Here is a 1,241-nt window from a genome sequence, read left to right as displayed (position 1 = left end):
GGGCCGAGCCGGTATCGGCGCGCTGAGCGCTGAAGAGGGCATGGCGTTGCTGGATCGTGCGCTGGCCTCACGGCATGCAACGCTAGTTCCGATGGTGCTGGATCCAGCGGTCCTACGGCGTCAGGACGGGCCTGTTCCCGGTCTGTTGCGGGCTTTGGCCGGGCCGCAGCGCCGTGTCGCCTCTGGTGCCGTGGATGTGCTCCGGTCGACGCTGGTCGGGATGGCGCCGGGGGATCGGGCCCCTTATCTGGCCGGGTTGGTGCGTGCTGAGGCGTCGGTCGTCCTTGGCGGTGCGGGTCGGGATCTGGTTCGGGTTGATCAGGCGTTCAATGACGCGGGCTTCGATTCGTTGACCTCGGTGGAGCTTCGCAATCGCCTGACCGCTCTGGCCGGGATCCCGTTGCCGGCGACGTTGGTGTTCGACTATCCGACGCCGTTGGCGCTGGCTGACTATCTGCTGGGCGAACTGGTTGGCGCCATCCCCGTTGCCGTTGTTCCCGCCGTAAGGTCTGTGACGGATGAGCCGGTGGCGGTCGTGGGTGTGGGATTGCGGCTGCCCGGTGGCGTGGACGGTCCGGCCGCTTTGTGGGAGCTGCTGTCCTCAGGCATGGACGTGGTGGGGGAGTTCCCCACCGATCGGGGTTGGGATCTGGAGGGCTTGTTCGATCCGGATCCCGACGCTGCGGGGAAGTCCTACGTTCGTCAGGGCGGCTTCCTCACTGACGTGGCGGGGTTCGATGCGGGGTTCTTTGGGATCAGTCCGCGTGAGGCGTTGGCGATGGATCCGCAGCAGCGGTTGCTGTTGGAGACGTCGTGGGAGGCGCTGGAGCGTGCGGGGATCGACCCGTCCTCCCTGCGGGGCCAGCGCGTGGGCGTCTACGTCGGGCTGATCGCCAACGACTATCTCTCTGCCGCTGGAACGGTGCCTGAGACCGAGGGGTACCGGGCGACGGGCGCGATCTCCAGTGTGGCGTCGGGGCGGATCTCGTATGTGCTGGGGCTTGAGGGTCCGGCGGTGAGTGTGGACACGGCGTGTTCGTCCTCGCTGGTGGCGTTGCATCTGGCGGCTCAGGCGTTGCGTGCGGGTGAGTGCTCGATGGCCCTCGCCGGCGGCGTCACGGTGATGGCGCATCCCGGCGTGTTCATCGAGTTCTCCCGGCTCCGCGGTGTCGCCCCCGACGGCCGTTGCAGGGCTTTCTCGGATGCTGCGGACGGTGTCGGGTGGGGCGAAGGCGCGGGGA

1 protein-coding gene is annotated in these 1,241 nt (G+C 68.1%); it reads left to right on the top strand.

Features of this window, described 5'->3' with window-relative positions:
* Window positions 1-1,241, top strand: a 1,241-nt coding sequence (locus tag MJ797_RS24960; RefSeq protein WP_308128369.1) for a beta-ketoacyl synthase N-terminal-like domain-containing protein, incomplete at both ends; no start/stop codon positions are given.

The organism is Protofrankia sp. CiP3 (genome assembly GCF_917627345.1).
GTDB lineage: Bacteria > Actinomycetota > Actinomycetes > Frankiales > Frankiaceae > Protofrankia.
Note: the sequence above shows the minus strand (reverse complement) of the source record. Positions and strands in the feature narration are given on the sequence as shown.